Below are 25,756 nucleotides of genomic sequence, written 5' to 3' on the forward strand. Positions count from 1 at the left end.
CCCGCTGGCGGGGAGAGGGCAGACGAGGCGAAGCCGAAGTCGGGAGAGGGGCGGTGCGGTGAGGACGGTGGGACACACTGCCCCTCTCCCCAGCCCTCTCCCCGCAGGCGGGGAGAGGGAGATAAGATGAAAGCCGCAGTCCTGTTCGAGGCGAAGACGCCGCTCAGCATCGAGGACGTGGCCGTCTCCGATCCGGGTCCGCGCGAGGTGCTGATCCGCACCGTCGCGTGCGGGGTGTGTCGCAGCGACCTGCACTTCATCGATGGCGCGTTCCCGCATCCGGTGCCGACCGTGCCGGGGCACGAGGCGGCGGGGATCGTCGAGGCGGTGGGATCGGACGTCGCGCATCTGAAGGTCGGCGATCATGTCATCACCTTCTTCACGGTGTTCTGCGGATCGTGCGAGATGTGCATCAGCGGACGGCCGAGCCTGTGCATCGACCCGTCGACGCGGCGGCCCAAGGGCGCGCCGCCACGCCTGAGCCTGAAGGACGGCACGCCGCTGGCACCGTTCCTCAACCTGTCGGCCTATGCCGAGATGATGCTGGTGCACGAGAATGCCTGTGTCGCGATCTCGAAGGAGATGCCGCTCGACCGTGCGGCGCTGCTGGGGTGCGCGGTGATCACCGGGGCGGGCGCGATCTTCAACGACAGTCGCCTGCGCCCGGGCGAAACGGTGGCGGTGATCGGCTGTGGCGGGATCGGGCTGGCGGCGATCAACGCGGCGAAGATCGCCGGCGCGGGGTCGATCATCGCGATCGACCCGGTGGCGGACAAGCTGGAATTGGCCAAGACGCTGGGCGCGACGCACGGGCTGGACGCGATGGATCCCGACCTCACCAAGAAGGTGATCGCGATGACCGACGGCGGCGTGAACTATGCGATCGAGGCGGTCGGACGGCCCAATACCGCGGAGCTGGCGTGGAATATCCTGCGGCGCGGCGGGACGGCGACGATCCTGGGCATGATCGCGCCGGGGGGCGAGGTGAAGATTCCGGGACCGACCTTCCTGACCGGGAAGAAGCTGCAGGGATCGCTGCTGGGATCGACGCAATTCCCGATCGACATGCCGCGGCTGGTGCAGATGTATCTCGACGGGAAGCTCGATCTCGACACGATGGTGGCCGAACGGATCACGCTGGACGGCGTGAACGCGGCGATGGCGAAGCTTCGCACCGGTGATACCGTGCGTTCGGTGATCGAGTTCTCGTGATGGATGAATCCCCGCAGACGATGGACGTGCCCGAGAAGGATCGGCTGGACGAGACGAAGCTGACCGCGTGGATGCAGGCGAATGTCGAGGGGTTCGAAGGGCCGCTGCGCTATTCGAAATTCTCCGGCGGGCAATCCAATCCGACGTTCAAGATCGAGGCCCCTTCGGGCGCCTATGTGCTGAGGCGAAAGCCGTTCGGGCATCTGCTGCCATCGGCGCACGCGGTGGACCGGGAATATCGGGTGATCGCCGGGCTGTATCCGACCGGCTTCCCGGTGGCGCGACCTTACGGGCTGTGCACCGATCCCGAGGTGGTCGGCACCGATTTCTACGTGATGAGCTTCGCCGATGGGCGGAACCTGTGGGACGGGACGCTGCCGGATTATTCGCCGGCCGAGCGGACCGGCATCTACAATGCGATGTGCGATACGCTGGCGGACTTGCACAACACCGATGTCGAGTCGGCGGGGCTGGGCGATTACGGCCGGCCGGGCAATTATTTCGAGCGCCAGGTCGCGCGCTGGACCAAGCAATATCGCGCGTCCGAAACCGAGCGGATGGAGAAGGTCGAGCGGCTGATCGACTATCTCGGCCGCACCGTGCCGGAGCAGACGCGGACCTCGGTGGTGCATGGCGATTACCGCATCGACAACATGATCTTCCACAAGACCGAGCCGCGCGTGATCGCGTTGCTGGACTGGGAATTGTCGACGCTCGGCGATCCGCTGGCGGATTTCTCGTACTTTCTGATGAGCTGGGTGACGGCACCGGAGGGGCGCTCCGGTGTCTTGGGGCATACCGGGCCGGAAACGGGCATCCCGACCATCGAAGAGATGGTCGCGCGCTATTGCGTGGCAACCGGGCGGGACGGAGTGCCGGACCTGAACTGGTATTTCTCGTACAATCTGTTCCGGCTGACGGGTATCGTACAGGGGATCAAGAAGCGCATCGTGGAGGGCACGGCATCGAGCGCGCAGGCGGAGAAATCCGCGGCGGGGGTGTATCGGCTGGCGGATGCGGCTTGGGATTTCGCGGTGAAGGCGGGGGCGTAACTCAATTCCCCTCCCGCTTGCGGGAGGGGTTCGGGGAGGGCGAGCCACGAACGGTGGCTTACCCGAACAGGCCCTCCCCCAGCCCCTCCCGCAAGCGGGAGGGGAGCAGAAAAAGAGGGAGTAGAGATGTCGCTGTTCGATCTGACCGACAAGGTCGCCATCATCACCGGCTCCACCAAGGGGATCGGGAAGGCGAGCGCGTTCGAGCTGGCCGAGCATGGCGCGAAGGTCGTGATCTCCAGCCGCAAGCAGGATGCGTGCGATGCAGTCGCAGCCGAGATCAACGCGAAATATGGCGAGGGGACCGCGATCGCGGTGGCGGCGAACATTTCCGACAAGGCCGGCTTGCAGCATCTGGTGGACGAGACCCGCGCGGCGTTCGGGCAGATCGACGTGCTGGTCTGCAACGCGGCATCCAACCCATATTACGGCCCGCAGAGCGGGATTACCGACGAGCAGTTCCGCAAGATCCTCGACAACAACATCATCTCCAACCACTGGCTGATCGGGATGGTCGCGCCGGAGATGCGGGCGCGGAAATCGGGCGCGATCGTGATCGTCTCGTCTATCGGCGGGATCCGGGGGACGACGACGATCGGCGCGTACGCGATCTCCAAGGCGGCGGACATGCAATTGGCGCGCAACCTGGCGCACGAATTCGGGCCGGACAATGTGCGCATCAACTGCATCGCGCCGGGCCTGATCAAGACCGATTTCGCGCGCGCTTTGTGGGAGGATCCGGAGCGGATCGAGGCGGCGAACACGCGCGTGCCGCTGCGCCGCATCGGCGTGCCGGACGAGATCGCCGGGGCGGTCGTGTTCCTGAGCAGCCCGGCGAGCGCCTTCATGACCGGGCAGTCGATCGTGATCGACGGCGGCGTGACGATCTAGCCCCGGCATGTCGTCCCGGCGGAGGCCGGGACCGCCGCGTGTGATGCGCGGCGGGTGCCTGAAACATAGCGGCCCCGGCCTCCGCCGGCGCGACGGAGATGGACATGACACAGCGTTTCACCGGCAAATCGATCATCGTCACCGGCGCGGGGTCGGGCATCGGGCGGGCGGCGTCTCTGCTGTTCGCGCATGAGGGCGGGCAGGTGCTGTGCGCCGATATTTCCGATGCGGCGGAGGAAACCGCGGAAATGATCACGAAAGCCGGTGGCACCGCGCACGGCATCAGGATCGACGCTGGCAAGGAAGAGGACGTGATCCGCGCCGTGGCGGTGGCGTGCGAATATTATGACGGGCTGGACGTGATGTTCGCCAATGCCGGTATTTCGGGCGGGATGGCCAACATCTTCGACACCGACGTGGCGCTGATCACCGAGGTGCTGCGGGTGAACCTGATCGGTCCCTATCTGGCGATCAAGCACGCCGCGCCGAAGATCGCCGAGCGGGGTGGCGGGGCGATCGTCCTGACCGCGAGCGTCGCGGGCATCCGATCGGGTGCCGGATCGCCGGCATACTCCGCATCCAAGGCCGGGGTGATCAACCTCGCGATGGTCTCGGCGCAGCAGCTTTCGGGTTCGAACGTGCGCGTCAACGCGATCTGCCCCGGGCTGACGGAGACGGGCATGACCAAGCCGACGTTCGATTATGCGCGCGAGGCGGGCAAGATGGAGAAGGTCGGGCGGCTCAACCCGCTGCGGCGTGGCGCGCAGCCGGAGGAGCTGGCCAAGGTCGCGGCGTTCCTGGCCTCCGACGATGCGAGCTACGTCAACGGACAGGCGATCGCTGTGGATGGCGGGCTGTCGTCCAGCCATCCGGTGACGCGCCAGGAATATGGCAAGACGGCGGTATGAAATCGCAGATTGATTTAGATTAAATTAAATATGAGCGACTAGCGCACGATCATGACGATACGCGACCCCGTTCCTGTCCCGACGCCGAGCTTCGCGCTCCGACAGGGTTCGCTTTGGACGGCGATCGATCGTTCGCAGTTGGTGATCGAGTTCGAGCTGGACGGGACGATATCCTGGGCGAACCAGCGGTTCCTCGATGCGATGGGCTATCGCTTCGACGAGGTGGTCGGGCAGCATCACCGGATGTTCTGCGAGGAAGCGTTCGCACGATCGACGGATTATCGGCGTTTCTGGGAAAAACTGGGACGCGGGGAATTCGATACCGGCGAGTACCGGCGTGTGGCTCGCGATGGCTCCGTGGTGTGGTTGCGCGCGAGCTACAACCCGATCACCGACGACGAGGGCCGGCCGCAGAAGGTCCTGAAGATCGCCAGCGATGTGACCGCCGAGGCGCAGACCACGAGCGAATCGCTGGCCCGACGGCAGGCGATCGACCTGTCCAACGCCGTGGTCGAGTTCGACATGGCCGGGCGGGTGCTGAGCGCGAACGACAATTTCGTCCGGCTGTTCGGCTATCGCCTCGGCGAAGTGACCGGCAAGCATCATCGCATGTTCTGCCATCCCAATCATGTCGGGTCGCTCGACTATCGCGCCTTCTGGGAAAAACTGCGCCAAGGGCAGTTCGATGTCGGGCGGTATGCGCGGATCGCGCGGGACGGCCGGGTGGTGTGGCTGCAGGCGAGCTATACGCCGGTGCTCGATGCCGCCGGACTGCCGGTAAAGGTGGTGAAATTCGCCAGCGACGTGACGGGCGAGGTGATGCTGGCCGAGGAGGTGCGCGTGCGCCTCGCCGAGAGCCAGGCGTTCCGGGAGGAAGCCGAAGCGCGGCGCTCCGAGGTCGAGACCATCTTGTCGCGCATGGCCGAAGTGGTCGAAACGATCGCCGGGATCGCCGCGCAGACCAACCTGCTGGCGCTGAACGCCACGATCGAAGCGGCGCGCGCCGGGGACGCCGGGCGGGGATTCGGCGTCGTCGCGTCGGAGGTGAAGAAGCTGGCGGCGGATACGCGCGCGGCGACCACCGCCGCGCGAGGGATGATGAAGGGCTAGTCGCGCAGCCGCATCAATCCTTCCTGCGCGACGCTGGCAACGAGTCGACCGTCGCGACTGTAGATCTTGCCGCGGTTGAAGCTGCGGGCATGGCCGGCCCACGGGCTTTCGCAGGCGTAGAGCAGCCAGTCGTCGACGCGGAAATCCTCGTGCAGCCAGAGCGAATGATCGAGGCTGGCGCTCTGCAGGTTGCGGGTCATCCAGTTCACGCCGTGCGGCAACGTGCCGGTGCCGAGCAACGCCATGTCCGAAGCATAGGCCAGGATCGCGCGATGCATCGCCGCGTCGTCGCCGATCGGCGCGCAGATGCGGAACCAGCTGTCCTGGCGTGGCTCGGTCCTGCCGGGGTTGAGGAAATCGCGCGGGACGACCGGGCGGATCTCGATCGGGCGGGGGCGGGTGAAGTGCGCGCGGAAACGTTCGGGGATCGAATCCACCATCGCGGCGCGGACCTCGACGTCCGATTTCAGATCCTCCGGCGGGGGCACGTCTGGCATCGCGTCCTGATGATGCAGGCCGTCTTCTGGGACTTGCAGCGAACAGGCCATGTTGAGGATCGGCTGGCCCTTCTGCATCGCGATGACCCGGCGCGTGGCGAAGCTCTTGCCGTCGAAATCGCGCACGACGCGGAACAGGATCGGATAATCGTCATTGCCCGGCCGCATGAAATAGGCGTGGAGCGAATGGGCGATCTTGGGCGCGTCGGTGGAGCGCTGCGCGGCCTGAAGCGCCTGGGCGATGACCTGACCGCCGAACACGCGTCCGTGGCCGTGGCCGTTGGCGATGCGCTTGCCGCGATAGAGATCGGTGTCGAGTTCCTCGACATCGAGAAGATCGCAGAGATTGGCGGTGAGCGCGGCGGGGGAGGGGTTGGTCATCGGCACTCCTGATATCCTCCCCGGCACGGGGAGGGGGACCGCGAAGCGGTGGAGGGGGTGTGCCGGCAGCGTAGCGCTTGGGGAAGCCCCCCTCCACCATTCGCGTGAAGAACGCGAACGGTTCCCCTCCCCGTGCCGGGGAGGAGCCTAGTGGGTCAATAGCCCGATAGCGTCGCCAGGCGATCGGCGTGGAAGTTCGCATCGCCGAACATCTCGGCGAGGACGCGGGCGCGCTTCATGTAGAAGCCGATATCGTATTCGTCGGTCATGCCGATGCCGCCGTGCATCTGCACGCCCTCCTGCACCGATAGCGTGGTGGCGAGCGCGGTCATCGCCTTGGCGACGGAGACGGCGTGATCCGCCTTGTCGCTACCTTCGTCGAGCAATTGCGCGGCCTTGAGGACGGCGGCGCGGGCGACTTCCATCTCGCTGTAGAGGTGTGCGGCGCGGTGCTGCAGCGCCTGGAAGCTCCCGATCGTCACGCCGAACTGCTTGCGCTCCTTGAGGTAACCGACGGTCATGTCCATCGCGCCGCCGCCGACGCCGAGCAGTTCGGCCGAGGCGCCAGTGCGGCCGGCGCGGAGCAGGCGGCCGAGCGGATGGGCACCGGCATCGACTTCGCCGATGACGGCGTCGGCGTCGATCTGGAAGTTGTCGAAGGTTACGCGCGCGGCGAGGCTGGAATCGGCCAACCTTTCGGCATCACGTTGAATTCCGGGCAATGTTGGATCGACGGCGAACAAAGTAATGCCGTCAACGTCGCTCGCCGACCCGGAGGTGCGGGCGGCGACGATGATCAGGTCGGCGACATGGCCGTGGGTGACGAACTGCTTCCTGCCTGAAAGCCTGAAGCCGTTGCCCGAGCGTTCGGCCTTCAGGGCGACCTGTTCGCGATGCTTCGCACCCTCGTCGATCGCGAGCGCGGCGACGGTTTCGCCGGCGAGGATGCCGGGGAAATAGCGCGCAGCGTGGGGGGTGTTCTTCAGCGCCTCGACCGCGGCGACGGCGGTGGAGAGGAACGGCGAGGGGCTGAGATTGCGGCCGATCTCCTCCAGCACGATGCCCGCCTCGACATGGCCGAGGCCGAGGCCGCCATCCTCCTCGCCGATCAGGATGCCGGTGAAGCCCATTTCGGCGAAGGACTTCCACAGGTCGCGCGAGAAGCCGGCCTCGTCCCTGGCGTCGCGGAGTGCGCGCATGTGCGAGACGGGGGCGTTTTCGGCGACGAAATCCTTGGTGGTGTCGCGGAGCATTTGTTGTTCGTCGTTGAGATAGAGGGGCATTTGCTACTCCGTCGCCCCGGCGAAGGCCGGGGCCGCTGGGTTTGGGCAGTCGCCGCGTTTCATCACGCAGCGGTCCCGGCCTGCGCCGGGACGACGATCAGGTCGAAGGCAGTTCCAGGATCCGCTTGGCGATGATGTTGAGCTGCACCTCGCTGGTGCCGCCCTCGATCGAGTTCGCCTTGGTGCGCAGCCAGGCGCGGGGGGTGCCGCCGCCGGAGGAGCGATCGGATTCCCATTCGAGCGCGTCGGAGCCACCCGCCGACATCATCAGTTCGTAGCGGCTCTTGTTCAGCTCGGTGCCGTAATATTTCATCATCGAGGGCTGGGCGGGATGCGCGCGACCGGCCTTCAGCTCGTCGATGAAGCGCTCGCTCATCATGCCGAACGCCCTGGCGCGCACCTCGAACATGGCGATGTTGGCGCGCAGCAGCGGATCGGCGAGCTTGCCGTCGTGATCGAGGCCGACGGTGGCGATCGCACCGTCGATCAGCGGATTGCCGCCGGTCGAGGCGAGGCCCATGCCGGAGATCATCTCGCGCTCGTGGCCGAGCAGATATTTGGCGACGTCCCAGCCCTTATTCTCTTCGTAGACGCGGTTGGCCTTGGGCACGCGGACATTGTCGAAGAAGGTTTCGCAGAACGGCGAATAGCCCGAGATCAGCAGGATCGGTTTGGTCGAGACGCCTTCGCTGGCCATGTCGAACAGCACGAAGCTGATGCCGCCCTGCTTGTTGGTCTTGTCGGTGCGCACCAGACAGAAGATCCAGTCGGCCTTGTCGGCATAGCTCGTCCAGACCTTCTGGCCGTTGACGATATAATCGTCGCCGTCGCTTTCGGCCGAGGTGGCGAGGCTGGCGAGATCGGACCCGGCGTTCGGCTCGCTATAGCCCTGGCACCAGCGGATTTCGCCACGCGCGATCTTGGTGAGGTGCGTGAGCTTCTGTTCTTCGGTGCCGTATTTCAGCAGTGCCGGCCCGAGCATCGAGATGCCGAAACTGTTCAGCGGGTTGCGGGCGCGGATCGCGGCCATTTCCTCGCGCAGGACCTTGGTTTCGGCCGGGGTGAGGCCACCGCCGCCGTACGCCTTAGGCCAGTCGGGCACGGTCCAGCCCTTGGATGCCATCGCGTCCATCCAGGATTTCTGGGCGGGCGTGAGCATGGACTGATCGCGGCCGCCCCAGACGGCGTCCTTTTCGGAGCGGACCGGTTCGCGCATTTCGGGAGGGCAGTTCTCGGCGAGCCAGGCGCGGGTTTCGGTGCGGAACTGGTCGAGATTCGTATCGGTCATGGCTTCTTCCTTCTTCTGTCCCCCTCTACCCGCTGGCGGGGAGGGTAGGGGAGAGGGGCAGTCTCGGGCGACACCGCTGCCGCACTGCCCCTCTCCCTCGCTTCGGCTTCGCCTCGCTTGCCCTCTCCCCGCAAACGGGGAGAGGGAAAATCAGTTGAACTTGCCGCCGGACTCCGCCTTGCTCTTCAGCAGTTCGGCGACCGTGAAACCGTGCTTCTCCAGGCCGGCGACGATCTTGGGCAGGCCTTCGGTGTCGGCCCAGAACATCGGGCCGCCGCGATAGACCGGCCAGCCGTAGCCGTAGATCCACACGACATCGATGTCCGAGGCGCGCTGCGCCATCTTTTCCTCAAGGATCAGGGCGCCTTCGTTGACCATCGTGTAGAGCGTCTTCTCGATGATCTCCTCGTCGCTGATCTCGCGCTTCCGCAGGTTGGACTTGCTGCGGAAATCCTCGATGATCTCGGCCACGCGCGGGGACGGGGTCGGGTTCCGCTTCTCGTCGTAATCGTAGAAGCCCTTCTGGGTCTTCTGGCCCCAGCGGCCTTCGGCGGCGAGCGCGTCGCGGATGCTTTCGATGCGGTTGGGATCGCGATGCCAGCCGATATCGACGCCGGCGAGATCGCTCATCTGGAACGGCCCCATCGGCATGCCGAACGCGACATGCACCTTGTCGATCTGTTCCGGCGTCGCGCCTTCCATCAGCAACTTCATCGCCTCGACCTGACGCGGTTTGAGCATGCGGTTGCCGATGAAGCCGTCGCATACGCCGGCGACGACCGCGACCTTCCTGATCTTCTTGGACAGCGCCATGACGGTGGCGAGCACGTCATCCGCCGTCTTCGCGCCGCGCACGACCTCGAGCAGCTTCATGACGTTGGCGGGCGAGAAGAAGTGCATGCCGACCACGTCCTGCGGACGGCTGGTGGCGGCGGCGATCTCGTTCACGTCGAGATAGGAGGTGTTCGAGGCGAGGATCGCGCCGGGCTTGCAGATGCCGTCGAGCTTGGCAAAGATCTCCTTCTTCACGTCCATATTCTCGTACACCGCCTCGATGATCAGGTCGCAATCGGCGAGTGCGGAGAAATCGAGCGTCGGGGTCAGCGCGCCCATCGCGGCTTCGACCTGTTCGGGCTTGAGGCGGCCCTTGGCGGCGCTGGCCTCGTAATTCTTGCGGATCACGCCAGTACCGCGATCCAGTGCCTCCTGCGCCATCTCGACGATCGTGACGGGGATGCCGGCGGACAGGAAGTTCATGCTGATCCCGCCGCCCATCGTGCCGGCGCCGATCACGCCGACCTTATTGATCGGGCGGAGCGCGATATCGGCGGCGATGCCGTCGATCTTGGCGGCCTGGCGCTCGGCGAAGAAGATGTGGCGCTGCGCGGCGGACTGCGTGCCCATCATCAGCTTCATGAATTCCTGGCGCTCGAACGCGATGCCGTCCTCGAACGACGAGCCGTCGGCGGCCTTTTCGACGCAGGCGATGTTGGCGGCGGGCGCGTCGAAGCCGCGGAACTTGCGGGCGTTCTCCTTCTTGAACGCGGCGACCGCTTCGGGATCGGCCTTGGCGGTCTTCTGGCTGGCGATCGGCAGCGGCTTAACGTCGGCGACCTCGCGGGCGAAGGCGATGGCGTCGGCGATGAGGCTGTCTTCACCCGCGAGGCGATCGATCAGGCCGGCGTCGAGCGCCTTCTTGGCGCTGATCGGGTCGCCCTTCGCGGTCATTTCGAGCGCGAGCGGCACGCCGGCGATGCGCGGAATACGCTGCGTGCCGCCGGCGCCGGGGAGCAGGCCGAGCTTCACCTCCGGCGTGCCGATCTTCGCGCTGGGCACGGCGATGCGGTAATGGCAACCAAGCGTGACTTCGCAGCCGCCGCCGAGCGCGGTGCCGTGGATCGCGGCGATCACCGGCTTGTCCGAGGCCTCGATCTGCTCGATCACTTCGCCAAGGCCGGGGCCAACCATCGGTTTGCCGAATTCGGTGATGTCGGCACCGGCGAAGAAGGTGCGCCCGTCGCAGCGGATGACCACGGCCTTGATCGCGGCATCGGCGGCGGCCTCCTTCAGCCCGGCCTCGAGGCCCTGACGGACGGCAGCTCCGAGCGCGTTCACCGGCGGGTTGTTGCTGATGATGACGAGCACGTCGTCATGGCGTTCGGTGGTGATCGGGCTGGTCATGATGGATCTCCTGGAATTTCGCGTCATCCCGGCGGAGGCCGGGATCGCTGGTTTGAGGCAAACGTTCCGCGTAAAACACGGCGGCCCCGGCCTTCGCCGGGGTGACGGCTAGGTCAGCGCGCTGTAGATCAACGTCTTCAACTCGCGGCGGATGGGGTAGGTGGAACTGGGCGACATCTGCGTCATGAACACCATCGTCAGGCGTTCGACCGGATCGACGAAGAAGGCGGTCGAGAACATGCCGCCCCAATAATATTCGCCGACCGAGCCGGGGATCATCGACCGCGCGACGTCGATGTTGACGGCGAAGCCCAGGCCGAAGCCGGTGCCGGCATTGGCCGCTTCGCTGAACAGCGATTTGGACATTCTGGAGAGGTCCGATCCGCCGGGGAGATGGTTCATCGTCATCAGGTCGATCGTCTTGCGCCCGACCAGGCGCGCGCCGTCCAGCTCTCCGCCGTTCAGCAGCATCGTGTTGAACCTGTGATAATCGAGCGCCGACGATACGAGACCGCCGCCACCCGAGACGAGCTTGGGCATATTGGCCCACAGGCTCTCCGCGCCGCGATCGTACATCACCCGGCCCCCCTTGGAACCATTGGCGCCGGGCACGAAGGCGTAGCAATCGGTCAGCCGATCGATCTTGTCGGCGGGGACGGCGAAGAAGGTGTCGTGCATCTTGAGCGGTGCGAAGATGCGGGTGGCGAAGAAGTCCGCCAGCGGCAGGCCCGACACGCGCTGCACGACCGCGCCCAGCACATCGGTGGAGACGGAATAATTCCACGACGTGCCGGGCGAGAATTCGAGCGGCAGCCTGGCAAGCGCGCCGACGAAACCATCGAGATCGTGGTTGCCGTGCCAATTGTCGATCTTGCCGGCGCGGTAGGCGGCATCGACGTTGGAGCGATACTGGAAGCCGTAGGTCAGGCCCGACGTGTGGCGCAGCAGATCGACCATGCGCATCGGCTCGGCGGTGGGAAGCGTGCCGAAGGGCACGTCGCCGCCGCCGCCGTTGAACACCCCGATGTCCTTGAATTCGGGCAGCACATGGTGGACCGGCGTGTCGATCGCGACCTTGCCTTCCTCGACCAGCATCATGAACGCGATCGAGGTGATCGGCTTGGTCATGCTGGCGACGCGGAACAGCGAACCTTCGTCGACCGGTTTGCCGCCCTCTCGTGCCGGGCCCTGGCTGCCGAAATGGACGATCTCGCCGTCGCGGGCGAGCAGGATCTGGGTGTTCGCGAGCTTGCCGGAATCGATATAGCGTTCCTTCAGCAACGCATCGATGCGGGCCAGGCGGCTACCGTCGAAACCCAGCTTGTCCGGCTTTGCGATTTTCATGCGGTCGCCCATACCTCTAATTCGAAACCGGCAACGAACCGGCGCGCATCCTACTGCCTTCAGCCCTATTGCCTTGAGTGCGGCGTGAATCAACACTAAACGGGCGCAAAGCGGCAGATAAGCCAAACCCGAAGTTCAGATTTGGAGAGATGTGCCTTGCAGACCGAATCCCCGACCGCCCTCTCGCTCGCCCTCGATCCGTCCTGGCCAGCGGTCACCCTATCGCAGGCGCAGGAGATGCTGACCGTGGCCGGCGGCAAGTTCGAGATCGAGACGATCGCAATTCGCGGCGTGCCGACGCGCGTGTGGAAGAACGCGCCGCCGAACCTGTCCTGGCTGATCCAGGCCGCGCGCGCCTACGGCCAGAACGTGTTCACCGTGTATGAGGACGAGCGCGTCACGTTCGAAGCGAATTACCGCGCGGTGGCGACGCTGGCGGCGAAAATGCTGGGCATGGGGATCGGGCGCGGCGACCGCGTCGCCATCGCGATGCGCAACCTGCCGGAATGGCCGGTGATCTTCTTCGCGGCCGCGAGCATCGGCGCGATCGTCGTGCCGTTGAATGCGTGGTGGACGGCGGGCGAACTTGAATATGGCATCGACGATTCAGGTGCGCGGCTGCTGTTCGTCGATGACGAACGGCATCAGCGGCTGGTCGAGGCCGGGCTGGCCCTGCCGGCGGTGGAGCAGGTGATCGTGTCGCGTGCGTCGGGGGCGCTGGACGGGCGGGCATCGCGGCTGGAGGATCTGATAGGCACGCCGCACGATTACGCCGCGTTGCCGGATATTGATTTCCCGCAAATCGAGATCGCGCCGGACGACGATGCGACGATCTTCTATACCAGCGGGACGACCGGGCATCCGAAGGGCGCGCTGGGCACGCATCGCAATCTGATGACCAACATCCTGTCGGGCGGCTATGCCGGCGCGCGGTCCTCGCTGCGGCGGGGCGAGGCGATCCCCGAGCCGACGCCGCGCACGATGCTGACGGTAATTCCCTTGTTCCATGTCACGGCGTGCAGCGCGAGCCTGATGGGCGTGATCGCCACCGGATCCAAGATGATCTTCATGCGCAAATGGGACGTCGTGCGCGCGATGGAGATCATCGAGCGCGAAAAGGTGAACATCACCGGCGGCGTGCCGACGATCGCCTGGCAGCTGATCGAGCATCCCGACCGGCACAAATACGATCTCTCCTCGATCGAGGCGATCGCTTACGGGGGCGCGCCGTCCGCACCCGAGCTGGTGCGGCGCATCCATGAGGAATTCGGCGCGCTGCCCGGTAATGGCTGGGGCATGACCGAGACGATGGCGACGGTGACGAGCCATGCGGCCGAGGATTACCTCAACCGCCCGACCAGCGCCGGGCCACCGGTGGCGGTCGCCGACCTGAAGATCATGGCCGACGACGGCACGACCGAACTGGCGACCGGCGAGGTCGGCGAACTCTGGGCGCGCGGGCCGATGATCGTGAAGGGCTATTGGAACAAGCCCGAGGCGAGCGCGGAGACGTTCGTCGACGGGTGGGTGCGCACCGGCGATCTCGCGCGGCTGGACGAGGAGGGATTCCTCTACGTCGTGGACCGGGCGAAGGACATGATCATCCGCGGCGGCGAGAACATCTATTCGAGCGAGGTGGAGAACGTGCTGTACGAACACCCCGCCGTCACCGACTGCGCGCTGATCGGTATCCCGCACCGCACTTTGGGCGAGGAGCCGGCGGCGGTCGTGCATCTGGCGCCGGGCATGGAGGCGAGCGAGGCGGAACTGCAGGCGTGGGTGAAGGCGCGGCTCGCGGTGTTCAAGACGCCGGTGGCGATCCGCTTCGTGCACGAGACGTTGCCGAGGAATGCGAACGGCAAGATCCTGAAGAAGGATCTGAAGGTGTTGTTCGAGGACCGGGTGGGCGTGGCGGCGTGACGGTCTTGCCGGCTGAAGCGGCCGATGCGTCCGTCATCTGAGCATCTTCGGGCATCGCCCTAAGTCCGAAAGTGGCTTGGCCCCCTTATCGGGATGCGGCCAGTGCGACGACGCTCTTCACCGCTCGCTCCCAACCATCGAGGCGATCCTGTCGGACATCGGCGCTCATCGCCGGCCTGAACGTCTCCACCTTGGCGCGCAGCACGCTCGCGGCCGCCAGATCCTTGAACAGGCCGCAGCCGATGCCGGCCAGCATCGCCGCGCCCAAGGCGGTGGTTTCGGCGAATTCGGGGCGTTCGACGTCCACGTCGAGGATGTCCGCCATGTCCTGCGCCATCCAGTCATTGGAGACCATGCCGCCGTCGATGCGGACGCATTTCCAGTCGATGCCGTCGGCGGCGAAGGCGGTCTTCAGGTCATGCGCCTGATGCGCCATCGCCTCCAAAGCGGCGCGGACGATATGAGCCCTGGCCGTAGAGAAACTGAGGCCGGAGATCGTGCCGCGGGCCTCCGGCTCCCACCACGGCGCGCCGAGGCCGGATAGAGCGGGGACCAGATAGGTGCCGCCATTGTCGGGCACGCTGCGCGCGAGCGCCTCGGTCTCGGCGGCGTTGCCGATCAGGCCGAGCGAGTCGCGGAGCCATTTGACCAGGCTGCCGGCGACGAACACCGAGCCCTCCAGCGCATAGGCGCGGCGGCCATCGATCTGCCATGCGATGGTCGAGAGCAGGCGGTTGCGCGAGGTCGGAGGGGTGGGGCCGGCCTGCGTCAGGACGAAGGCACCGGTGCCGAAAGTCGCCTTGGTCTCGCCGATCTCGAGGCAGGACTGGCCGATCGTCGCGGCCTGCTGGTCGCCGGCGATGCCGCAGATCGGGATCGCGGCGCCGAACAGGCTGGTCTCGCCGAATCGGCCGGCGCAATCGACGATTTCGGGCAGCGCCTTGCGCGGCGTGCCGAACAATTCGATCAGGCCGTCGTCCCAATGGCCGCTGCCGATCGCCATCAAGGCGGTGCGGCTGGCGTTGGTCGCGTCAGTGACATGGACGCCGCCGCGCTTTTCGGTGGCGGTCAGTTTCCAGATCAGCCACGATTCGATCGTGCCGACCGCGAGCCGATCGCCCGCCTCCTTCAGTTGCGGCCAGTTCTCCATCGCCCAGCCGATTTTGCTGCCGGAGAAATAGGGATCGAGCAGCAGGCCGGTCTTGGCCTGCACGGCGGGCTCGTTGCCGGCCTCCTTCAATTCCCGACAGCGCGCTGCGGTACGGCGGTCCTGCCAGACGATCGCGGGGGCGAGCGGTTCGCCCGTATCGCGGTCCCAGAACACGATCGTCTCGCGCTGGTTGGTGATACCGATCGCGGCGATGCGGTCCGCGCCGCCGGCCTTTTCGATCACCTTGCGGGTGACGGCGAGCGTCTTGTCCCAGATTTCGGCGGCGTCGTGTTCGACCCGGCCCGGTTCGGGATAATGCTGCGTGAGTTCCTCGGACTGGACGGCGGTGCAGGTGCCGTCGGGCTGGAACAGCATGGCACGGGTCGATGTGGTGCCTTCGTCGATGACCAAGATGAGTTTGCTCATACGCTTCACGCTAGCCGGGATTACAAGCCGGGGGAATGCCGCTAGGGTCGTGCGCGGAGAAGGTGAACGATGACCCCGGTAAGCGACGATACGACGCCCCCCTTGCCGCCCGCCGTGCCCACGTCGGGGGCGTTCGGCCTGCCGCTTGCCGGCGGCCCGGACGGACGAGACGATGGCGGGGAGGATGCGCGGATCGCGCAGCGGCGCGACCGGCTGCTTGCCGCGCTGACGCTGATCTCGGGGATCGGCCTCGCGCTCGCGACACCGTTCGCGCTGAAGGCGGGGGCGGAATTCTTCCTGCCGACGACGACCGCGCTGGTGATCGCGATCGCGCTGATCCCCTTGCTCGAATGGCTGGAGCGCAGGCGCGTGCCGTCGCCGCTGGCGGCCTTGTTCTGCGTGCTGATGTTCCTGATCGTCGCGAACATCGCGCTGGCGGCGATCGTCGTGCCGGCGACGGAATTCTTCCGCCTGCTGCCCACGCGCATCGATCGCATCCAGAGCAACCTGGCGCCGTTGCTCGATCTGTATTCGAGCCTCGAAAAATACGTGAACCGCACGCTGCGCCAGATCGCCTCCACGCCGATCAAGCCCGCGCCGACCGCCGGTGTCGCGCCGCCGAGCTCGATCCTGGAACTCGCCGCGACGTCCGCGCCGGCGGTGCTGATCCAGTTGTTCTTCGGCATCCTGACCGCGTATTTCTTCCTCGCCGGGTGGACGCGGATGCGCAAGCGCACGATCACCAGCCGGACCAGCTTCGGCGGGGCGATGGCGACGGCGCGGGTGATCCAGGACGTGGTCGACGACGTGTCGTCCTATCTGGGCACGATCACCGCGATCAACATCGCACTGGGGCTGTGCATCGCGGGGGCACTGTACGCGCTGGGCATGCCGTTTCCATTGATGTGGGGCGGCATCGTCGTGCTGCTGAACTATGTGCCGTATTTCGGGCCGGTGGTGGCGGCGCTGCTGCTGGCGGTGGGCGGGCTGATGACCTTCTCGGACATCTGGGTCGCGCTGGCACCGCCGGCGATCATGTACGGGCTACACCTGATCGAGGCGAACGTGGTGACGCCGCTGATCGTCGGGCACCGGCTGACGATCAATCCGATCATGATCCTCATCTCGATCAGCTTCTGGGGCTGGGTGTGGGGCACGACGGGGGCGCTGCTCGCGGTGCCGCTGCTGATCATCCTGCAGACCGTGATCGGCGCGGCGGGCAAGCCGGATATCGCCGGCTTCCTGTTCGAACACGGCACGCTGACGCAGCAGAGAAAGCGGCGTGGGCGGGAGATCGATCCGAGCGTCGACGTCTGAGAATATTTGTGCGCGGGGTGGGCAGAAACCGCGTTGACAGGGTGCTCGCCCACGCATAGTGAGCCGCCTCCACGCTTTACAAGCGGGTGTAGCTCAGTTGGTTAGAGCGCCGGCCTGTCACGCCGGAGGTCGCGGGTTCGAGCCCCGTCACTCGCGCCATTGCCCTGTAGGGGCATGGTTGGAGGTGGTTTTCCACACGTAAGACGTCATGCTGAACTTGTTTCAGCATCGAGGCGCGATCAGTGGATTTCAAAGACGGTGTCGGTTTGGCGGGTGACCGCGCATGGATCCTGAAACGAGTTCAGGATGACGGCATCTTTCTTGGCCGGCCTACCGCCAGCGCCCGGTTTCCATCCATTGCAGCAGGCGGCGCATCGGCAGCACCCAGAGCCAGACGATGCCGGTGAAGACGTAGAATACGAGCTGAAGCAGCCAGTGCCATTCGGCGACGACGTTGGACAGGCTCGCGACCCCGATCACCCAGATCGCGATCAGCAACAGGATGAACAACATGCCTGCGGGTTTGCGCCAGCTTGGCGTCATCGGGTAATCCAGTGCTGTTCGGTGGCGATGGCGTGCAGTGGCACGTCCCACGAGTCGGCGGGAAGCGAATCGACCTGCTGCATGCTCCAGGCGACGCCGATGCGCCAGGCCTGGGGGAATGCGACGAAAGCGCGGTCGTAATGGCCGGCGCCCTGGCCCAGGCGGTTGAGCGCTGCGTCGAAGGCGACGAGCGGGGTGAGGATGATGTCGGGCGCGCGCTCGCCGGCCGTCTCGGCCGGCTGGTGCAGGCCGAACGGGCCGGCGACCAGGGCGGCTTCGGTATCCCAGGCGAGGAAGCGCAACGGCGGCTTCGCACCGGCGACATGGGGCAGGACGATCTCGCATCCTGCTTCGACCGCGGCGCGAGCGAGGGGGGAAGGGTCCGCCTCGCCGCCCATCGGCACGTAGGAGGCGACCGTCAGGCCGTGTTCGAGGCGATCGAGAAAAGCTTGCGGCACGGCGATCTCGCGCCGAGTGCGCGAGACGAACAGGTCGCGATCGGTGCGCATTTTGGCGCGAATAGAATTTTTGTCCAATCCGGATCGCCCTCGCTACCGTTCGTCACCCCGGACTTGGTCCGGGGTCCACCGTGCCGCACTCGAAAAATTCGAGCCTCTATCGATGACCCTGCCGCCCGGTGGACCCCGGAACAAGTCCGGGGTGACGGTTTCGCGGGTAAGGTGTCGGCCACAACATGGCCACGCCGATTTCCTACATAACCCGGCCGGATGGAGTGGCGGGACCACCGTGGCCGTTTGCCTGAATATCCTCTGACGCCAAAAGCATCAGGTGGGGATCATGTACGACAGACCAGGATCTGCGCAGGGACAACCCCCTAGGAAGAAGAATCGCCTCAGGGATAATCGGTAAGGCTCGTACCGGGCAGTGCCCGCCGTCCCGATATATAGCGTGCGAGCGGTCAATTCTCAAGGCTCGCGGCGAGCGCTTCGAGCCGGTCGGCGAGGGATTCGAGCATTTCCACGCCTGGGACTTCCGGAGACCGATCGACCGGTCGGTTCTGGGCATCGTTCAAGGCATCGGCCAGCATGAGCGCCACGAACAGCATGGCCCGTTCGCCACCGACTCCGCCGGAGGCGCGCGTCGCGGCAGGCCAGCGCGCATCCAGCAGCGCACCGATGCGGAACAGCTGATCCTCCTCGCCATCGCGGCAGGCGACGATGTGGCGATGGCCGCCGATGGTGAGCGTGACGTCTGCCATTATCGCGGTGCCATCAGTCGGCGTTGCCGCGTGCGATGACATCGTCCAAGGCCATCACGGCGTCGGCCATGCGGGTGCGCAGGGCGGCGTGACGCTGGGCAAGGGCTTCGCCGGCGCGCTCGCGCCTGGCGCTCGCCGCTTCGATCCGCGCGATGGCGGCGTGGATGCGGTCGATGGGAGGAACGGCCATCGCGTGCAGATAGCACGGCTCGTCTCCGCGACAACATGGATTTGCCCTTCATGCGGTTGACGCGGCGAACAAGCCACCGCAAAGACCGCGCGAATTATCGACGGCCGGGGGGCGTGTCGCCCGGCACCTGTGAAGGATTGCGCGCGCAAGCGGCGTCACCGACCTCGATCCCGACCCCCGCGAGTCGCGCGGCCGGATCGATGCTGCGGCGGCGACGCGATGGATTTCGGCCCGCTTGGGCGTGGATAGGACAGGAGACAGGATATGACGGTCAAGGTAGCGATCAACGGTTTCGGGCGCATCGGCCGCCTCGTCGCGCGTGCGATTCTGGAGCGTGGCGGCGCCGAGGACCTTGGGGGCCTCGAACTGGTCGCGATCAACGACCTGGCCGATGCCAAATCGAATGCGTGGCTGTTCAGCCGTGACAGCGTGCATGGCAAATATCCGGGCAGCGTCTCGGCCGAGGGCAACGACCTGGTCGTGGACGGCAAGCGTATCCGCGTGACCGCCGAGCGCGATCCGGCGAACCTGCCGCACAAGGAATTGGGCGTCGACATCGTGCTGGAATGCACCGGCTTCTTCACCGATCGCGAGAGCGCGCAGAAGCATATCGATGCGGGTGCCAAGAAGGTGCTGATCTCCGCTCCGGCCAAGGGTGTCGACCTGACCGTGGTGTACGGCGTGAACAACGACAAGCTGGAGGCGGGCCACAACATCGTTTCCAACGCATCGTGCACCACCAACTGCCTGGCGCCGGTCGCCAAGGTGCTGAACGATGCGATCGGCATCGAGCGCGGGCTGATGACGACCGTGCACGCCTATACCAACGACCAGAAGATCCTCGATCAGATCCATCCCGACCTGCGCCGTGCCCGCGCCGCCGCGATGTCGATGATCCCGACCACGACCGGTGCCGCTCGCGCGGTGGGCGAGGTCCTGCCCGAGTTGAAGGGCAAGCTGGACGGATCGGCGATCCGCGTTCCGGTGCCGGATGGCAGCCTGATCGACCTGACCTTCACGCCCAAGCGCGACACGACCGTCGAGGAAGTGAATGCGATCCTGAAGGCGGCAAGCGAGAGCGGCCCGATGGTCGGCATCCTGGTCTATTCCGACGAGCCGTTGGTCTCGATCGATATCGTGCATACGCCGGCCTCTTCGACGATCGACAGTCTCGAGACGGCGGTGCTCGACGGCAAGCTCGTCCGGGTGGTCAGCTGGTACGACAATGAATGGGGCTTCTCGAACCGCATGATCGACACCGCGGGTGCGATGGGCAAGTTCCTCTGATGGAACACGGCGTTACCCCGGCGCAGGCCGGGGTCTCCCTGGGGCAGCCGGAACGCTCGCCGCAGGGAGACCCCGACCTCCGGGGTGACGGGCAGATCGGCACGCTCGCCGGAATCGCCCGCCACGGTCGCCCCAAGGGCCCGATGGAAACGATCGATCATGTCGCCGTCACGATCGAAGGCGGCATCGCCGGCGACTTCCGCGGCGGCATGAAGGGCCGGGCGCACAAGCGACAGGTGTCGCTGATCGAACGCGGCGACTGGGATCTGGCGATGGCCGAGGTGGGGCATTCGATTCCGTGGCAGGAACGGCGCGCGAACCTGCTGGTCGACGGGTTGGACCTGCCGCAGACCAAGGGCGTGCGGCTGCGCATCGGTGAGGATGTGCTGTTGCAGGTGATGGTCGAGACCGATCCGTGCGAGCGGATGGAAAAACTGGCCGTGGGGCTGCGCGCGGCGCTGACGCCGGACTGGCGCGGCGGCGTGTGTACGATGGTGCTGGCCGGTGGCGAGATCCGCATCGGCGATAAGATCAGGGTGGAACAAGCATGAGCAGAGCCTTCAGAACGCTGGACGATATGGGCGATGTCTCGGGCAAGCGCGTGTTGGTGCGCGAAGACCTGAACGTACCGATGGCCGATGGCGCGGTGACCGACGATACGCGGTTGCGCGCGACGCTCGCGACGGTCGGTGAACTCGCCGACAAGGGCGCGATCGTGCTGATCCTGGCGCATTTCGGTCGGCCCAAGGGCGAGCGTAACCCGGCCATGTCGCTGGCGCTGGTGACGAAGCCGTACGAGGCCGTGCTGGGGCGTCCGGTGCGCTTCGTCGATTGGGACGGGGCGGAGGACGCGATCTCCACGTTGCAGCCGGGCGATGTCGCGGTGCTGGAAAATACGCGGTTCTTCGCCGGGGAAGAGAAGAACGATCCCGAACTGACCGCGCGGATCGCGAAGCTCGGCGACCTGTACGTCAACGACGCCTTTTCGGCCGCGCACCGCGCGCATGTTTCGACCGAAGGGTTGGCGCACGTCTTGCCGGCGTTCGCGGGGCGGGCGATGGAGGCGGAACTCGACGCGCTCGACAAGGCGTTGGGCAACCCCGAGCATCCGGTCGCGGCGGTGGTGGGCGGCGCCAAGGTGTCTTCGAAGCTCGACGTGCTGAAGCATCTGGTGACGAAGGTCGATCATCTGATCATCGGCGGCGGGATGGCCAACACCTTCCTCGCGGCGCGGGGCGTGGATGTCGGCAAGTCGCTGTGCGAACATGATCTGACCGGCACGGCGGACGAGATCTTCGACGCGGCGGAGCGGGCGAACTGCACGATCCATCTGCCGTACGATGTGGTGGTGGCGAAGGAGTTCGCCGCGAACCCGCCGAGCGTGCGCACCTGCAACGTGCATGAGGTGGCGGCGGACGAGATGATCCTGGATGTCGGGCCGGCGGCGGTCGAGGCGTTGGCCGACGTGCTGAAGAATTGTCGGACCTTGGTGTGGAACGGGCCGCTGGGCGCATTCGAGACGCCGCCGTTCGATGCGGCGACGGTGGCACTGGCGCGCACGGCGGCGGCGCTGACGCGCGATAGATCTTTGGTGTCGGTGGCCGGCGGCGGCGATACGGTCGCGGCGCTGAATCAGGCAGGGGCGGGGGAGGACTTCACGTTCGTGTCCACCGCCGGCGGGGCGTTTCTGGAGTGGATGGAGGGCAAGGATCTGCCCGGCGTGGCGGCGCTTTCGCGGTAAGACTTCACTGCGGATCGAAATACTTTAGCTTTCGTCATCCCGGACTTGTTCCGGGGTCCACCACGCGGCTCGGTTTCACTTACCTGTCAAGTGCAGGCGTAGCGGCCCGGTGGACCCCGGAACAAGTCCGGGGTGACGGCAGATGGTGGTCACATTGCCGGCTCACTTCGCCTTGAGCAGCGGTCCGACCAGTCGTTCGATCGAGCGTGCATCGAACGACTGCGCCGCGATAGATTCCAGCCGGCCGTTGCGCGCGAAGACGTAGTTGGTCGGCACCGATGCCACCGTCAGATCGCGGCCGAAAACGTGGCGGGCTTGCGGATAGCCGATGCCGGGCGAGACCATCTGGTCGCCTTTCGCCTTGCCCGGGTCGACCGCGATGCCGATCACGACCAGCCCCTCGGAGCGATGGCGGCGGTAATAGGCGTTGAGCAGCGGAAGTTCGGCGCGGCAGGGCAGGCACCATGTCGCCCAGATGTTGACGATCACGACCTTGCCGCGAAGGTCCTCCAACTTCACTCGCGCACCATCCGCGAACAGAAAATCGCGCGGCATGCCGTTTTGCAGGGGCGCTGGCGCGGCGGCGCCGACGCCGCCGATCATGGCGACACTGATCAGCACGATTCGGGAGCGCATCCAGACCATCGACGCTCAGGCTGGCGGCTCGATCCGCAGCGGTCAATCGGTGTTCCGGCGCGGATCGGTGGTTCGTTTCGATTGGCCAAAAATGGCACTATCGCAATAGTCTCGGTGCAGGTTGCCGAGCCGCGACCCGCCCGCTAACAACCCGGCCAACACATATCTGTTCAGAAACGCTACTTGCAGGGAATCAAAGATGACGCCGATCGTGAAGGCCATTCTCGACAAATACGAGTCCGACAATCCCGCGACCAAGGCGAATCTGGGCCGCATCCTGATGCAGGGCAAGCTTGGCGGCACCGGCAAGCTGATCATTCTGCCGGTGGATCAGGGTTTCGAACATGGGCCAGCGCGCAGCTTCGCGATCAATCCGCCGGCCTACGACCCGCATTACCATTGGCAACTGGCGATCGATGCCGGCCTTTCGGCGTTTGCGGCACCGCTCGGCATGATCGAGGCCGGCGCGACGACCTTCGCCGGCCAGGTGCCGACGATCCTGAAGGTCAACAGCTCGAACAGCTGGGCGCAGGGTGCGAATCAGGCGGTGACCGGGTCGGTCGAGGATGCGGTGCGGCTCGGCTGCGCGGCGATCGGCTTCACGATCTATCCTGGATCGGACGATCTGTTCGACATGATCGGCCAGATTCGGGAGATGTCGGCCGAGGCCAAGGCGCTCGGCATCGCGACGGTGATCTGGTCGTATCCGCGCGGCGGCGCGCTGCCCAAGTCCGGCGAGCTGGCGTTGGACGTCGGTGCCTATGCAGCGCACATGGCGGCCCTGCTGGGCGCGCACATCATCAAGGTGAAGCTGCCGAGCGATCATATCGAGCAGGCCGAGGCCAAGCCGATGTACGAGGGCACCGACTGGTCGAAGCAGTCCGACCGCGTCCGCCATGTCGTGCAATCGAGCTTTGCCGGGCGGCGTATCGTGGTGTTCTCGGGCGGTGCGGCCAAGGGTGCCGATGCGGTGTATCAGGACGCGCGCGACATTCGCGATGGCGGCGGCAACGGATCGATCATCGGTCGCAACACCTTCCAGCGCCCGCGCGACGAGGCGCTGGCGATGCTCGACAAACTGGTGCGAATCTACAAGAACGAGGAATAATCCAGCGTCATGGAGTTCGCCTATCATCGCAGCCTCGGCCCGATGATCGGCGTTCTTCTGGGCATCGCGATCGTCGAGATGTGCGTCGTGCATCTCGTCGTCGTGGCGCTGTGGGGCTTGGTGGCCGCGGTCATCGTGGGCCTGATCGATCTGTCGCTGGTGGTGTGGCTGATCGCGCTATTGCGCTCGTTCCGGCGATTGCCGGTGACGATCGCGGATGGCGTGCTGACGATGCGGGCGGGGTCGCTCCGGTCGATCGCGGTGCCGGTCGGGCAAATCGCCCGACTGCGGGCGAGTTGGGATGCGGCGGTGATCAAGGATCGCGCCGTTCTGAACCTCGCACTGGCGAGCTGGCCGAGCGTCGTGGTCGATCTGCGCGCGCCGATCGTGATGCGGCGCGGTCGGGCGGTGCGGGCGATCGCCCACAAGCTCGACGATCCGGCGGCTTTCCATGCCGCCATCGCAGCGCTATCGCGCGAGCATGGACATTGAAGACCAGTTCGGGGAAGACCCTCTAGGCCCGCTCGACCCCGATTTCGCGGCGAGGTTCGTTCGCGACATGCGGCGGCCGCCCTGCCAGCTCTATTTGATCTCGCCGCTGGATGTGACCGGGGCGTTCGCCGATCGGCTGAAGCGCGCGCTGGACGCCGGGCCGGTCGCGGCGTTCCAGTTCCGGATCAAGGATGTGGATCAGCACGCGGCGGCGGCGCTGGCCGAACCGCTGCAGCGCATCTGTTCCGATGCCGACGTGGCGTTCATCGTCAACGACAGCATCGCGCTGGCCAAGCGGCTGGGCGCGGACGGCGTGCATCTGGGACAGGATGACGGCGATCCGCGCGAGGCGCGCGAGCAACTCGGCCCGACGGCGCAGATCGGCGTGACGTGTCACGACAGCCGGCACCTGGCGATGGAAGCGGGCGAGGGCGGCGCGGACTATGTCGCGTTCGGTGCCTTCTATCCGACGACGACCAAGACGGTCAGCCATCACGCGGACCCGGTGTTGCTGAGCTGGTGGTCGACCGTGTTCGAGATTCCCTGCGTGGCGATCGGCGGGATCACGCCGGCCAATGCGGCACCTCTGGTTGCGGCAGGCGCGGATTTCCTCGCCGTGTCGAACGCGGTGTGGGGCGGGGACGAGGCGGCGGCAATTCGGGCATTCGGCGAGGTGTTGGGATGACGTACGACGGAGCGTGCGAGTGCGGCGACGTGCAATTCCAACTGGCCAGCGATCCGATCGTCACCAATTGCTGTCATTGCCGCGATTGCCAGACGATCACCGGATCAGCCTTTGCACTGAACGCGATGATCGAGACCGATCGGGTGAAAGTGACGAGTGGCACAGTGGTAGAGCGTAGTCTGGAGCGCGGCGACCGGGGCGATACGCGTGCGTGGCGCTGCGAGCGCTGCGACACCTTGCTATGGGCGGACCACCCGATGTTCGGTGACAAGACGCGCTTCGTGCGCGTGGGGACGCTGGATGGCGGCGAGGCGCTGCCGCCGGACGCGCATTATTTTACGCGGTCAAAGCATTCCTGGGTGACGGTGCCCGAAGGCGTGGCGCAATTCGAGACGTTGCCGGACGATGGCGTCGGCGTCGACCTGGGCGAAGACCGGATGGCGCGACTGATGGCGGTCTTCGGCTGATCCTTGCGACGGTTGCGATTCTGAGTAGGATCGGGGCATGGCGAAACTGTCACCGATCGAATCCGAGTTCGCATCGACCGAAGAGGCCGAGGCGTACGACGCTTGGTTCCGCGCCAAGGTGCAGGCGGCGCTGGATAGCGACGAACCGGGCATCCCGCACGAAGAAGTTATGGCGGAGATGCGCCAGATAATTGATGACGCCAGAGCCCGTGCAGCTAATCTGGCTTCCTGAAGCGCGACGCGAGCTTCGACACATTATCCAGTATATTTCCGAGCGTAATGTCGATGCGGCAGATCGGTTGGAGCAGCGGATCGATTACTCAGCCGAAATGCTGCGAAATGCGCCGCATATACATCGTCCTGGCCGCGTTGGCGGAACGCGCTAGGCGGTAGTTCACCCGAACTATATCATGGTTTGTCGCGTAAGG

27 protein-coding genes and 1 tRNA gene are annotated in these 25,756 nt (G+C 65.8%); 17 read left to right on the forward strand and 11 right to left on the reverse strand.

All coding sequences use genetic code 11. From position 1 onward, the window contains the following. Positions 1-126 precede the first annotated feature (126 nt). The 5 genes from ASG11_RS10180 (at position 127) to ASG11_RS10200 (ending at position 5,173) form a co-directional block, all read left to right on the forward strand. Positions 127-1,212 carry a Zn-dependent alcohol dehydrogenase gene (locus tag ASG11_RS10180; protein WP_055778571.1) on the forward strand — a complete coding sequence of 362 codons (1,086 nt, stop codon included), beginning with the start codon at positions 127-129 and terminating at the stop codon, positions 1,210-1,212. Beyond that, a complete protein-coding gene (locus ASG11_RS10185; RefSeq protein WP_055778573.1) occupies positions 1,212-2,264 on the forward strand; it encodes a phosphotransferase family protein in 1,053 nt (350 codons plus the stop codon). Before ASG11_RS10180 ends, ASG11_RS10185 begins: the two co-directional genes overlap by 1 nt. Before the next feature lie 126 nt (positions 2,265-2,390). Beyond that, positions 2,391-3,155 carry an SDR family NAD(P)-dependent oxidoreductase gene (locus ASG11_RS10190; protein WP_055778576.1) on the forward strand — a complete coding sequence of 255 codons (765 nt, stop codon included), beginning with the start codon at positions 2,391-2,393 and terminating at the stop codon, positions 3,153-3,155. 104 nt (positions 3,156-3,259) lie between these two features. Continuing rightward, positions 3,260-4,063 (forward strand): SDR family NAD(P)-dependent oxidoreductase, encoded by an 804-nt coding sequence (locus ASG11_RS10195; protein WP_055778579.1) that lies wholly within the window; start codon positions 3,260-3,262, stop codon positions 4,061-4,063. Between the two features lie 51 nt (positions 4,064-4,114). Continuing rightward, entirely contained in the window at positions 4,115-5,173 is a 1,059-nt protein-coding gene (locus tag ASG11_RS10200; RefSeq protein ID WP_055778582.1) for a methyl-accepting chemotaxis protein, read from the forward strand. Here the strand turns inward: ASG11_RS10200 and ASG11_RS10205 are convergent. From ASG11_RS10205 to ASG11_RS10225, 5 genes are all read right to left on the reverse strand, one after another. Continuing rightward, positions 5,170-6,051, reverse strand: coding sequence for an acyl-CoA thioesterase (locus ASG11_RS10205; RefSeq protein WP_055780678.1), 882 nt, complete (start codon positions 6,049-6,051; stop codon positions 5,170-5,172). The genes ASG11_RS10200 and ASG11_RS10205 overlap by 4 nt on opposite strands. Before the next feature lie 155 nt (positions 6,052-6,206). Then, positions 6,207-7,334: an acyl-CoA dehydrogenase family protein gene (locus tag ASG11_RS10210; protein WP_055778585.1), complete on the reverse strand. Its 1,128-nt coding sequence runs from the start codon at positions 7,332-7,334 to the stop codon at positions 6,207-6,209. Positions 7,335-7,431: 97 nt separating this feature from the next. Then, positions 7,432-8,622, reverse strand: a complete 1,191-nt coding sequence (locus tag ASG11_RS10215; RefSeq protein ID WP_055778587.1) for an acyl-CoA dehydrogenase family protein — start codon at positions 8,620-8,622, stop codon at positions 7,432-7,434. 150 nt (positions 8,623-8,772) lie between these two features. After that, on the reverse strand, positions 8,773-10,803 hold the full coding sequence (locus ASG11_RS10220) for a 3-hydroxyacyl-CoA dehydrogenase NAD-binding domain-containing protein (protein ID WP_055778590.1): 2,031 nt from the start codon (positions 10,801-10,803) through the stop codon (positions 8,773-8,775). 108 nt (positions 10,804-10,911) lie between these two features. Continuing rightward, the gene (locus tag ASG11_RS10225) at positions 10,912-12,147 is read right to left on the reverse strand and encodes a serine hydrolase domain-containing protein (RefSeq protein ID WP_156363729.1); all 1,236 of its coding nucleotides are present in this window, start codon (positions 12,145-12,147) and stop codon (positions 10,912-10,914) included. A 156-nt stretch (positions 12,148-12,303) separates the two neighbouring features. Here ASG11_RS10225 and ASG11_RS10230 point away from each other — a divergent pair, with 156 nt between their 5' ends. After that, positions 12,304-14,067 (forward strand): class I adenylate-forming enzyme family protein, encoded by a 1,764-nt coding sequence (locus ASG11_RS10230; protein ID WP_055778596.1) that lies wholly within the window; start codon positions 12,304-12,306, stop codon positions 14,065-14,067. Between the two features lie 85 nt (positions 14,068-14,152). On the opposite strand, the gene glpK is transcribed toward ASG11_RS10230, so the two are convergent. Beyond that, positions 14,153-15,643, reverse strand: a complete 1,491-nt coding sequence (gene glpK / locus ASG11_RS10235) for a glycerol kinase GlpK (protein WP_055778600.1) — start codon at positions 15,641-15,643, stop codon at positions 14,153-14,155. Positions 15,644-15,712: 69 nt separating this feature from the next. Here glpK and ASG11_RS10240 point away from each other — a divergent pair, with 69 nt between their 5' ends. Further along, entirely contained in the window at positions 15,713-16,960 is a 1,248-nt protein-coding gene (locus ASG11_RS10240) for an AI-2E family transporter (RefSeq protein WP_055778603.1), read from the forward strand. An 82-nt stretch (positions 16,961-17,042) separates the two neighbouring features. Further along, positions 17,043-17,119: transfer RNA gene (locus ASG11_RS10245), tRNA-Asp, on the forward strand. Positions 17,120-17,290: 171 nt separating this feature from the next. Here the strand turns inward: ASG11_RS10245 and ASG11_RS10250 are convergent. The 4 genes from ASG11_RS10250 to ASG11_RS19005 form a co-directional block, all read right to left on the reverse strand. Then, a complete protein-coding gene (locus tag ASG11_RS10250; protein ID WP_055778606.1) occupies positions 17,291-17,503 on the reverse strand; it encodes a DUF2842 domain-containing protein in 213 nt (70 codons plus the stop codon). Then, a complete protein-coding gene (locus tag ASG11_RS10255; protein WP_082472702.1) occupies positions 17,500-18,039 on the reverse strand; it encodes a 5-formyltetrahydrofolate cyclo-ligase in 540 nt (179 codons plus the stop codon). Before ASG11_RS10255 ends, ASG11_RS10250 begins: the two co-directional genes overlap by 4 nt. 383 nt (positions 18,040-18,422) lie before the next feature. Next, positions 18,423-18,722 carry a cell division protein ZapA gene (locus ASG11_RS10260; protein ID WP_055778611.1) on the reverse strand — a complete coding sequence of 100 codons (300 nt, stop codon included), beginning with the start codon at positions 18,720-18,722 and terminating at the stop codon, positions 18,423-18,425. A gap of 13 nt (positions 18,723-18,735) precedes the next feature. Then, on the reverse strand, positions 18,736-18,912 hold the full coding sequence (locus ASG11_RS19005) for a hypothetical protein (protein WP_168371725.1): 177 nt from the start codon (positions 18,910-18,912) through the stop codon (positions 18,736-18,738). A 264-nt stretch (positions 18,913-19,176) separates the two neighbouring features. Between ASG11_RS19005 and gap the strand changes: the two genes are divergently transcribed. The 3 genes from gap (at position 19,177) to ASG11_RS10275 (ending at position 21,940) form a co-directional block, all read left to right on the forward strand. Beyond that, positions 19,177-20,199, forward strand: coding sequence for a type I glyceraldehyde-3-phosphate dehydrogenase (gap, locus tag ASG11_RS10265; protein WP_055778613.1), 1,023 nt, complete (start codon positions 19,177-19,179; stop codon positions 20,197-20,199). 95 nt (positions 20,200-20,294) lie between these two features. Further along, complete coding sequence (locus ASG11_RS10270) at positions 20,295-20,750, forward strand: MOSC domain-containing protein (protein WP_330218902.1); 456 nt, start codon at positions 20,295-20,297, stop codon at positions 20,748-20,750. Continuing rightward, positions 20,747-21,940, forward strand: coding sequence for a phosphoglycerate kinase (locus ASG11_RS10275; RefSeq protein WP_055778616.1), 1,194 nt, complete (start codon positions 20,747-20,749; stop codon positions 21,938-21,940). The genes ASG11_RS10270 and ASG11_RS10275 overlap by 4 nt, the downstream gene beginning before the upstream one ends. A gap of 162 nt (positions 21,941-22,102) precedes the next feature. Here the strand turns inward: ASG11_RS10275 and ASG11_RS10280 are convergent, their stop codons facing one another. After that, a complete protein-coding gene (locus ASG11_RS10280) occupies positions 22,103-22,576 on the reverse strand; it encodes a TlpA family protein disulfide reductase (protein WP_236697452.1) in 474 nt (157 codons plus the stop codon). A gap of 199 nt (positions 22,577-22,775) precedes the next feature. Between ASG11_RS10280 and ASG11_RS10290 the strand changes: the two genes are divergently transcribed. From ASG11_RS10290 to ASG11_RS18415, 6 genes are read left to right on the forward strand one after another with little or no spacing between them, the layout of a single operon-like run. Further along, positions 22,776-23,684, forward strand: a complete 909-nt coding sequence (locus ASG11_RS10290) for a class I fructose-bisphosphate aldolase (RefSeq protein WP_055778625.1) — start codon at positions 22,776-22,778, stop codon at positions 23,682-23,684. A gap of 9 nt (positions 23,685-23,693) precedes the next feature. Beyond that, complete coding sequence (locus ASG11_RS10295; RefSeq protein ID WP_236697453.1) at positions 23,694-24,176, forward strand: hypothetical protein; 483 nt, start codon at positions 23,694-23,696, stop codon at positions 24,174-24,176. Next, a complete protein-coding gene (gene thiE, locus ASG11_RS10300; RefSeq protein WP_443024454.1) occupies positions 24,136-24,861 on the forward strand; it encodes a thiamine phosphate synthase in 726 nt (241 codons plus the stop codon). Before ASG11_RS10295 ends, thiE begins: the two co-directional genes overlap by 41 nt. Beyond that, entirely contained in the window at positions 24,858-25,328 is a 471-nt protein-coding gene (locus ASG11_RS10305) for a GFA family protein (RefSeq protein ID WP_055778629.1), read from the forward strand. Before thiE ends, ASG11_RS10305 begins: the two co-directional genes overlap by 4 nt. A 37-nt stretch (positions 25,329-25,365) precedes the next feature. Then, a complete protein-coding gene (gene relB, locus ASG11_RS10310; RefSeq protein ID WP_055778632.1) occupies positions 25,366-25,560 on the forward strand; it encodes a type II toxin-antitoxin system RelB family antitoxin in 195 nt (64 codons plus the stop codon). Continuing rightward, positions 25,523-25,714 (forward strand): type II toxin-antitoxin system RelE/ParE family toxin, encoded by a 192-nt coding sequence (locus ASG11_RS18415; protein WP_236697454.1) that lies wholly within the window; start codon positions 25,523-25,525, stop codon positions 25,712-25,714. Before relB ends, ASG11_RS18415 begins: the two co-directional genes overlap by 38 nt. Positions 25,715-25,756: the final 42 nt, after the last annotated feature.

The sequence above is a fragment of the Sphingomonas sp. Leaf357 genome (assembly GCF_001423845.1).
GTDB lineage: Bacteria > Pseudomonadota > Alphaproteobacteria > Sphingomonadales > Sphingomonadaceae > Sphingomonas.

Coding starts and splice junctions, on each gene's coding strand:
- ASG11_RS10220 (WP_055778590.1), bottom strand. CDS start 10,803: ATGACCAGCCCGATCACCACCGAACGCCATGACGACGTGCTCGTCATC.
- ASG11_RS10240 (WP_055778603.1), top strand. CDS start 15,713: ATGACCCCGGTAAGCGACGATACGACGCCCCCCTTGCCGCCCGCCGTG.
- ASG11_RS19005 (WP_168371725.1), bottom strand. CDS start 18,912: ATGGCCGTTCCTCCCATCGACCGCATCCACGCCGCCATCGCGCGGATC.
- thiE (WP_443024454.1), top strand. CDS start 24,136: ATGCCGCCATCGCAGCGCTATCGCGCGAGCATGGACATTGAAGACCAG.
- ASG11_RS10225 (WP_156363729.1), bottom strand. CDS start 12,147: ATGAAAATCGCAAAGCCGGACAAGCTGGGTTTCGACGGTAGCCGCCTG.
- ASG11_RS10190 (WP_055778576.1), top strand. CDS start 2,391: ATGTCGCTGTTCGATCTGACCGACAAGGTCGCCATCATCACCGGCTCC.
- ASG11_RS10250 (WP_055778606.1), bottom strand. CDS start 17,503: ATGACGCCAAGCTGGCGCAAACCCGCAGGCATGTTGTTCATCCTGTTG.
- gap (WP_055778613.1), top strand. CDS start 19,177: ATGACGGTCAAGGTAGCGATCAACGGTTTCGGGCGCATCGGCCGCCTC.
- ASG11_RS10180 (WP_055778571.1), top strand. CDS start 127: ATGAAAGCCGCAGTCCTGTTCGAGGCGAAGACGCCGCTCAGCATCGAG.
- ASG11_RS10200 (WP_055778582.1), top strand. CDS start 4,115: ATGACGATACGCGACCCCGTTCCTGTCCCGACGCCGAGCTTCGCGCTC.
- relB (WP_055778632.1), top strand. CDS start 25,366: ATGGCGAAACTGTCACCGATCGAATCCGAGTTCGCATCGACCGAAGAG.
- ASG11_RS10195 (WP_055778579.1), top strand. CDS start 3,260: ATGACACAGCGTTTCACCGGCAAATCGATCATCGTCACCGGCGCGGGG.
- ASG11_RS10215 (WP_055778587.1), bottom strand. CDS start 8,622: ATGACCGATACGAATCTCGACCAGTTCCGCACCGAAACCCGCGCCTGG.
- ASG11_RS10210 (WP_055778585.1), bottom strand. CDS start 7,334: ATGCCCCTCTATCTCAACGACGAACAACAAATGCTCCGCGACACCACC.
- ASG11_RS10260 (WP_055778611.1), bottom strand. CDS start 18,722: ATGGCAGACGTCACGCTCACCATCGGCGGCCATCGCCACATCGTCGCC.
- ASG11_RS10295 (WP_236697453.1), top strand. CDS start 23,694: ATGGAGTTCGCCTATCATCGCAGCCTCGGCCCGATGATCGGCGTTCTT.
- ASG11_RS10205 (WP_055780678.1), bottom strand. CDS start 6,051: ATGACCAACCCCTCCCCCGCCGCGCTCACCGCCAATCTCTGCGATCTT.
- ASG11_RS10275 (WP_055778616.1), top strand. CDS start 20,747: ATGAGCAGAGCCTTCAGAACGCTGGACGATATGGGCGATGTCTCGGGC.
- ASG11_RS10305 (WP_055778629.1), top strand. CDS start 24,858: ATGACGTACGACGGAGCGTGCGAGTGCGGCGACGTGCAATTCCAACTG.
- glpK (WP_055778600.1), bottom strand. CDS start 15,643: ATGAGCAAACTCATCTTGGTCATCGACGAAGGCACCACATCGACCCGT.
- ASG11_RS10280 (WP_236697452.1), bottom strand. CDS start 22,576: ATGCGCTCCCGAATCGTGCTGATCAGTGTCGCCATGATCGGCGGCGTC.
- ASG11_RS18415 (WP_236697454.1), top strand. CDS start 25,523: ATGACGCCAGAGCCCGTGCAGCTAATCTGGCTTCCTGAAGCGCGACGC.
- ASG11_RS10290 (WP_055778625.1), top strand. CDS start 22,776: ATGACGCCGATCGTGAAGGCCATTCTCGACAAATACGAGTCCGACAAT.
- ASG11_RS10185 (WP_055778573.1), top strand. CDS start 1,212: ATGGATGAATCCCCGCAGACGATGGACGTGCCCGAGAAGGATCGGCTG.